Source organism: Streptomyces sp. NRRL B-24572 (assembly GCF_002156145.1).
Classification (GTDB): domain Bacteria; phylum Actinomycetota; class Actinomycetes; order Streptomycetales; family Streptomycetaceae; genus Streptomyces; species Streptomyces vietnamensis.
In genome coordinates this window covers 1-6,408 of record NZ_MWIG01000784.1, presented here as the reverse complement: position 1 = coordinate 6,408, position 6,408 = coordinate 1, and the positions used below count along the sequence as shown (strand labels likewise).

Sequence of the window (6,408 nt, the reverse complement as noted above, 5' to 3'; positions counted from 1 at the left end):
GGCGGCGCCCGCGGGGGCATCCGTCCCCGGGCGCGTACGGAGCACCGCCGACCCGAGCGCAGCCGGGCCCGTCCCGCCCGGCGGCGGCCGGGTCGGCGAGGGTCCGTACGCGACCGGGGACGGATGCCCCCGCGGGCGGCGCCGGTGCCATCGACGGCAGTCGTGTCCAGGGATCCCCGGAAGGCGGGCGGTCTCCGGAAGGCAGGCCGTTCCCCGTGTCCCGCTTCGGCTCGTCGCTCATCGCGCCCCCTGTCGGTCGGCGGTGGGTGCCGCGGCCGGAGATCGTGGCGCGCGTCTGCCCAGCCCATCATCGCGGGGGCCCCACCGCCCGCCACGTACCGCCGAACGGGTGAACGCCCACGAGGTCCGATTCAGCTCATGCCGTGCGTTTCAGTCGTGCGACAGCCGGAAGGACATCTGGCCGAAGCCGACGACGTCCCCCGGCCGGACCGCCACGGCGCCGGTGACCCGACGTCCGTTGACGGTGGTGCCGTTCGTCGAGCCGAGGTCGCGCAGCACCCACGTCCCGCCCTGCAGCGAGAGCTCGGCGTGCAGCCGGGAGGCCGTCTCGTGGCTGAGCCGCAGCCCGTTGGCCGGGTCGCGCCCGATCCGCAGCGGGTACGGGCCGGGGTGCGGCAGGAGCAGCTTCGGCAGCCGCTCCGCGGTCCAGGCCCGCCCGATCCGTGCCGTGAACGCGGACATCTTCTCGACCGCGCCGACCACCCGCCGGGTCCAGGTGCCCTCGGTCCTCAGGTCGGCGGTGAGCAGGGCGAGTTCGTCGGGCCGGCGGGCCTGGAGCGCGCGCTCCATCCGGAAGAGGAAGGTGTCGTGCGAGAGGCGGCCCTGAGCGGCGCCCTCACGGAGCAGCACCAGCGCGCGGTCCCGCTCGGCGTCGGTCAGCCGGGGGGAGTTCGCCGGAAGCTCGAAGGGGGTCGTCACATCCGAGATTGTCGGCCCGTCGGGCCCGAAGTGTCCAGAAGGACCCCGGACCTGGGAAAACTCTGTACCGGTCGCGGCGGGACCGCTGTTACGGTCTGCCGTCCTCATCGCAGAGATCCCCAGGGGGAAACACGACGTGACCACGTCTCCTTCACCGTCCGCCTCATCGTCCGCCACCGACCTCGTCATCCGCCCGCTCGCCGGGCCCGAGGAACTCGACCTGTTCCTCCGCCTCACCTACTCGCTCGACCACGAGCTCGCCGACGACCTCGCCACCGGCCGCCGCCTCCCCGCCTGGATGTGGGTGGCGCTCGACGGCGACCGGCTGCTCGGCCGGCTCGCCTGGTGGACCCACGCGGCGGGCGCCGAACCGCAGGCGCTCGACTTCTTCGACCTCGCACCCGACCTGGACGCGGACGAGCGCGCCGAGGTCGGTCTGCGGCTCCTGGAGACGGCGACGGCCGCGGTGGTCCCGGCGGGTGCGCGGCGCCCCGAGTTCGGGCGGTTCCTGCCGGCGGACTGGCGCGAGGTCCCGGAGACCAGGACCCTCCTGGAGGGCCTGTTCGCCGTACTGGAGCGCACGGGCGCCCGTCCGCTGGTCGAGCGGCTGCGTCTGGAGTGGCGGCCCGGCACCCCCGTACCGGAGCCGAAGGACCGCCTGGAGTTCCGTCCCGTGCGGGACCGGGAGGACCTGCTCGCGCTGATGACGCCGGTGCTGGAGGGCACGCTCGACGCGCACGGGCAGGCCGACCTGGCCTCGGGCCTGTCGGCGCGGGAGGCGGCCGAGCTGCACTACGACGAGGAGCTCGCGCACTACTCCTCGCCGCGCGAGTGGTGGCGGATCGCCCGGCTGCCGGAGAGCGGCGAGCCGGTCGGCTTCGTCGTCCCCGCGCGGAACAACTACCACCACACCATCGCGTACATCGGTGTGCTGCCCGCCCACCGCGGGCACGGATACATCGACGACATCCTGGCGGAGGGGACCCGGATCCTGGCCGCCGTCGACGTGCCCCGGATCCGGGCGGCGACGGACCTGGGGAACGTGCCGATGGCGGCGTCCTTCGCCCGTGCGGGCTACGTCGCGTTCGAGCACGCGATCAACTACGTGTGGGACGCGCCGGGCGCGTCGGGGTCCTGACTGCCAGGATGGTCGCGCCAGGGCCTGTCCGGCGGATCAGGCCCTGGCCATTGGCTGACCGTCGACGAGGGGATTCCCGTGCTCTTCGAGGTGTGGGCGCCGAGCGCCCGTGACCGGGTGACGCTGGAGCTGAACGGCTCCGCCCATCCCATGGACCGGGACGCCGAACGGGACGGCTGGTGGTCGGGCGTGGTCCCCGCCGGGGACGGCGACCGGTACGGCTTCTCGCTCGACGGCGGGCACGTGCTGCCCGACCCGCGCTCGCGCCGGCTCCCCGACGGGCCCGACGGCCTGAGCGCGGTCGTCGACCACTCGGCGTACGCCTGGCGCCACGAGTCCCCGCGGCTGCGGCTGCGCGGCGCCGTCCTGTACGAGCTGCACGTCGGCACCTTCACGCCGGAGGGCACGCTCGACGCGGCGGCCGCGCGGCTGGGGGAGCTGGCGGGCCTCGGCATCACCCATGTGGAGCTGATGCCGCTGTGCCCGTTCCCCGGGGTGCGGGGCTGGGGGTACGACGGGGTGGCGCCGTGGGCGGTCCACGAGCCGTACGGCGGTCCCGAGGCACTGAAGCGGTTCACGGACACGGCGCACGGGCTCGGCATGGGCGTGGTCCTCGACGTGGTGCACAACCACCTGGGCCCGTCCGGCAACCATCTGCCGTCCTTCGGACCGTACTTCACGGAGACCCACCACACGCCGTGGGGAGCGGCGGTGAACCTGGACGCGCCGGGTTCGGACGAGGTGCGGGCGTACTTCCTGGGGAGCGCGCTCGCCTGGCTGCGGGACTACCGGATCGACGGGCTGCGGCTCGACGCGGTGCACGCCCTGGCCGACACGCGGGCGCTGACCTTCCTGGAGGAACTGTCCGCCGCCGTGGACGAGTTGGCGAAGGAGCAGGGCCGCCAGCACTTCCTGATCGCCGAGTCCGACCTCGCCGACCCGCGCACGACCACCCCGCGCACGCTCGGCGGCCTCGGCGTGCACGCCCAGTGGAACGACGACTTCCACCATGCCCTGCACACCGCCCTGACCGGCGAATCGCAGGGCTACTACGGCGACTTCGCGCGCGCTCCGATGGCGGCGCTCGCGAAGACGCTCACCCGCGTCTTCTTCCACGACGGCACGTACTCGTCCTTCCGGGGCCGCCACCACGGGCGTCCGGTGGACCGGGAGCGCACCCCCGCCCACCGCTTCCTGGGATACGCCCAGACGCACGACCAGATCGGCAACAGGGCGCTCGGCGACCGCCTTTCGGCCTCCCTCTCCCCCGGTCTGCTCGCCTGCGCGGCGACGCTCGTCCTCACCGGCCCCTCGGTGCCGATGCTGTTCATGGGCGAGGAGTGGGGGGCGAGCACGCCGTGGATGTACTTCACCGACCACACCGACCCCGAGCTCGCGGAGGCCGTACGACGGGGCCGCAAGCGGGAGTTCGCGGCGCACGGCTGGTCCGAGGACGAGGTCCCCGACCCCCAGGAGCCGGCCACCCGCGACCGCTCGGTCCTGGACCGCACGGAACGCGAACGGGACCCGCACAAGCGGCTCCTCGCCTGGCACCGCCAGCTGATCGCGCTGCGCCGCACGCTGCCGGACCTGACGGACCCGGACCTGGCGGGAGTGAAGGTGGCCTTCGACGAGGAGGCCCGCTGGCTGGTCTTCCGGCGCGGGGACCTGAGGGTGGCCGTCAACCTGGGCAAGGAGCCGGCGGTGATCCCGCTCGGCTCCAACGGCCGCGACCGGGTCCTGGCCTCCTGGGACCCGGTCGAGGCCCCGGCGTCGGACGGCCTCCTCAGCCTCCCCGGCGAGTCGGCGATCGTCCTGACGGACGGCTGAGCCGCCGTCGGGAGCTACTCGACGATCGCCATCTCGTGCGGGGTGTTGTTGAAGCGGCGGCCCCCGCCGTCCTCCGTGGCCGTGACGATGTCCTCGATGCGGACGCCGAAGCGGCCCGGGAGGTAGACGCCGGGTTCGATGGAGAAGCACATGCCGGGGACGATGGGGAGCTCCTCGCCCTCGATCATGTACGGCGGTTCGTGGGTGGTGACGCCGATGCCGTGACCGGTGCGGTGGATGAAGTACTCGCCGTAGCCGGCGTCCGTGATGACCTTGCGGGCCGCCCGGTCGACCTCCTGGCAGGCGACGCCGGGGCGTACCGCCTCGAAGCCGGCCTGCTGGGCCTCGCGGACGAGGTCGTGGACGCGGCGCTCCTCGTCGGTGGGCTCGCCGACGTGGACGGTGCGGGTGGTGTCGGAGCCGTAACCGTGCTTGAGGCCGCCGAAGTCGAGGACGACCATGTCGCCGCGCTCGATGACCCGGTCGCCGGCCTCGTGGTGCGGGTTGGCGCCGTTGGGCCCGGAGCCGACGACGGTGAAGTCGACCTGCGAGTGGCCGAACTCCATGAGGAGCCGGGCGAGGTCGGCGGCGACGTCGGTCTCCTTGCGGCCGGCGAAGCGGACCTTGAGGATCTCGCCGTACGCCTGGTCGGCGGCGGCCCCGGCGGCCGCGATCCGGGCCAGCTCGTGCGCGTCCTTGACGCCCCGGAGCATCGGCAGGGCCTCGGTGAGGGAGACGTACGAGGTGCCGGGCAGGGCCTGCTGGAGGCCGAGGAGATGCATGGCCCAGGCGTTGTCGCTGACGCCGAAGCGGCCGTCGACGTCGAGGAGCGGGACGGTGACGGCGTACGGGTCCTTGCCGTCGGTCCAGTCGCGCAGGGTGAGCGCGGCGGCCCCGGCGGCCTTCTCGGCGTCGGGCGCCTCCAGGGTCGGGACGACGAGGACCGGTTCCCGGCCTGCGGCGAGGACGAGGACGGTGAGCCGCTCGGTGATCGCGGTCGGCTGGTAGCCGGTGAGGTAGACCAGGTCGGGTCCGGGGGCGACGAGGACGCCCGCGAGTCCGGCTTCGGCGGCGGATTCGGCGGCGCGGGCCATCCGGGCCCGGTAGTCGTCCGCGGTGAAGGGCACGACCTGTTCCGACATGGTGGCTTCTCCTCGACGTCTTCGTCTGCGTCCGGTGCGACGTACAGCATCCTGCCGGGCGGGGGCGCGCGCCGCGACCGGATGCCGGAGAGCCGTGTCCGGGTCAGCGGCGGTCGGGGCCCTGGGCGATGAGCCGTTCCAGGAGTTCGTGGAAGTCGTCGCCGACGACGATCCGCAGCTCGCCGCGCTCCTCGTCGTGCTCGCTGAGCTGGGTGAGGGTGCCGCCGCGCCACCAGAAGACGTACGGGCTGATGGCGCCCGGCACGTCCTCGTACCCGGCGGCGGCGAAGGAGGCCATCGCGCCGAGGGCCGGGATGATCGAGGTGTCCCGGATGGGGTGGAAGGCGAGCTGGTGCCGGAAGGGCAAGGCGACGAGGGCGCCGTGCTCGCCGAGCGGGACGCCGGTGACGCGCTGGACGACGCCGTCGAGGTCGAGGACGCGGCTGGCGGTGTAGAAGGAGTCGCCGAGGATGACCTCGAAGCACATGCCGTCGGCGTCGCGGACGGTCTCGTGCTCCTCGACGGGCAGTCCGCGCAGGTTGCGCAGGGCCCGGTCGCGGAGCTGCGCGTGGTCCCCGAGCCGTTCGAGGGCCTCGTCGGTGAGCATCATGACGCTCTCCGGCAGGTCGAGGGCGAGGACCTCGTAGAGCCCGGGGGCGACGGTCCTGGCGTAGCCGAAGGCGCCGGCGTCGATGCCGTCGCCGCTGACGACCCGGGGGTAGAGCTGGGCGCGGATCTGCTCGGGCGGCAGGGTGTCGAGCGCGGAGGGCCCGTCCATGGCGCGGACGACGAGGCCGATGTGGCGTTCGATCATGCCGGGCCAGACGCGGGGGCCGCGCCGGTCCTGGTGACAGACGGCGGCGAGGTTGCCGAGGCCGAAGCGGCGGCCCTTGTCGTCGACGACGTGGTCGGCGTAGACGGTGACCTCCAGGCCGAGTTCGGCGAAGGTCTCGCGGACCCGGCCGCGGAAGAGCGCGGCCTCCCGCTGGGAGAAGTACGCGAACTCGGGGTCCCTCGGTGCGTCGTCGCCGTCCCGCCTGGGTCCTCGTCGCAGCCACCTCACACCCGTCCGCCTTCCGTCGCCGTTGCGCACAGGGTAGCGACTGCGGGTGTCAGCCCTTGAGCCGTCGGGCGAACCCGGCCACCGGACCGGTCGGTTCGCGGCCCGTGCCCGCCGGGAGGAGGAGTTCGACGCGGTGGACGAGGCGGGGCGCGACCAGGGGGACGGCGGCCGCGCCGGGGACGTCCGCAGCCGCGGGCAGCGGCAGCAGGGCGAGGCCGTGCCCGGCGGCGGCGAGGGCGGCGAGGGTGCGGGTGTCGGTGCCCTCGTAGCGCAGGGCGTCGCGGAAGCCGCGCCCG

Annotated in this window: 5 protein-coding genes and 1 pseudogene; 2 read left to right on the top strand and 4 right to left on the bottom strand. The window is 74.0% G+C overall.

The features are described 5' to 3' along the window. Positions 1-390 precede the first annotated feature (390 nt). Positions 391-939, bottom strand: coding sequence for a DUF1707 and FHA domain-containing protein (locus CCN56_RS35840; RefSeq protein ID WP_086831937.1), 549 nt, complete (start codon positions 937-939; stop codon positions 391-393). A 136-nt stretch (positions 940-1,075) separates the two neighbouring features. Between CCN56_RS35840 and CCN56_RS35835 the strand changes: the two genes are divergently transcribed. Further along, positions 1,076-2,077, top strand: a complete 1,002-nt coding sequence (locus tag CCN56_RS35835; RefSeq protein WP_086831936.1) for a GNAT family N-acetyltransferase — start codon at positions 1,076-1,078, stop codon at positions 2,075-2,077. Positions 2,078-2,155: 78 nt separating this feature from the next. Then, the gene (gene treZ, locus CCN56_RS35830; protein ID WP_086831935.1) at positions 2,156-3,907 is read left to right on the top strand and encodes a malto-oligosyltrehalose trehalohydrolase; all 1,752 of its coding nucleotides are present in this window, start codon (positions 2,156-2,158) and stop codon (positions 3,905-3,907) included. Positions 3,908-3,921: 14 nt separating this feature from the next. Here treZ and CCN56_RS35825 read toward each other — a convergent pair whose 3' ends face one another. From CCN56_RS35825 to CCN56_RS35815, 3 genes and pseudogenes are all read right to left on the bottom strand, one after another. Beyond that, positions 3,922-5,049 (bottom strand): aminopeptidase P family protein, encoded by a 1,128-nt coding sequence (locus CCN56_RS35825; RefSeq protein ID WP_086831934.1) that lies wholly within the window; start codon positions 5,047-5,049, stop codon positions 3,922-3,924. Positions 5,050-5,152: 103 nt separating this feature from the next. After that, on the bottom strand, positions 5,153-6,112 hold the full coding sequence (locus CCN56_RS35820; RefSeq protein WP_086831933.1) for a hypothetical protein: 960 nt from the start codon (positions 6,110-6,112) through the stop codon (positions 5,153-5,155). Positions 6,113-6,161: 49 nt separating this feature from the next. Next, a pseudogene (locus CCN56_RS35815) lies at positions 6,162-6,408 on the bottom strand (LysR family transcriptional regulator); the annotation flags it as partial.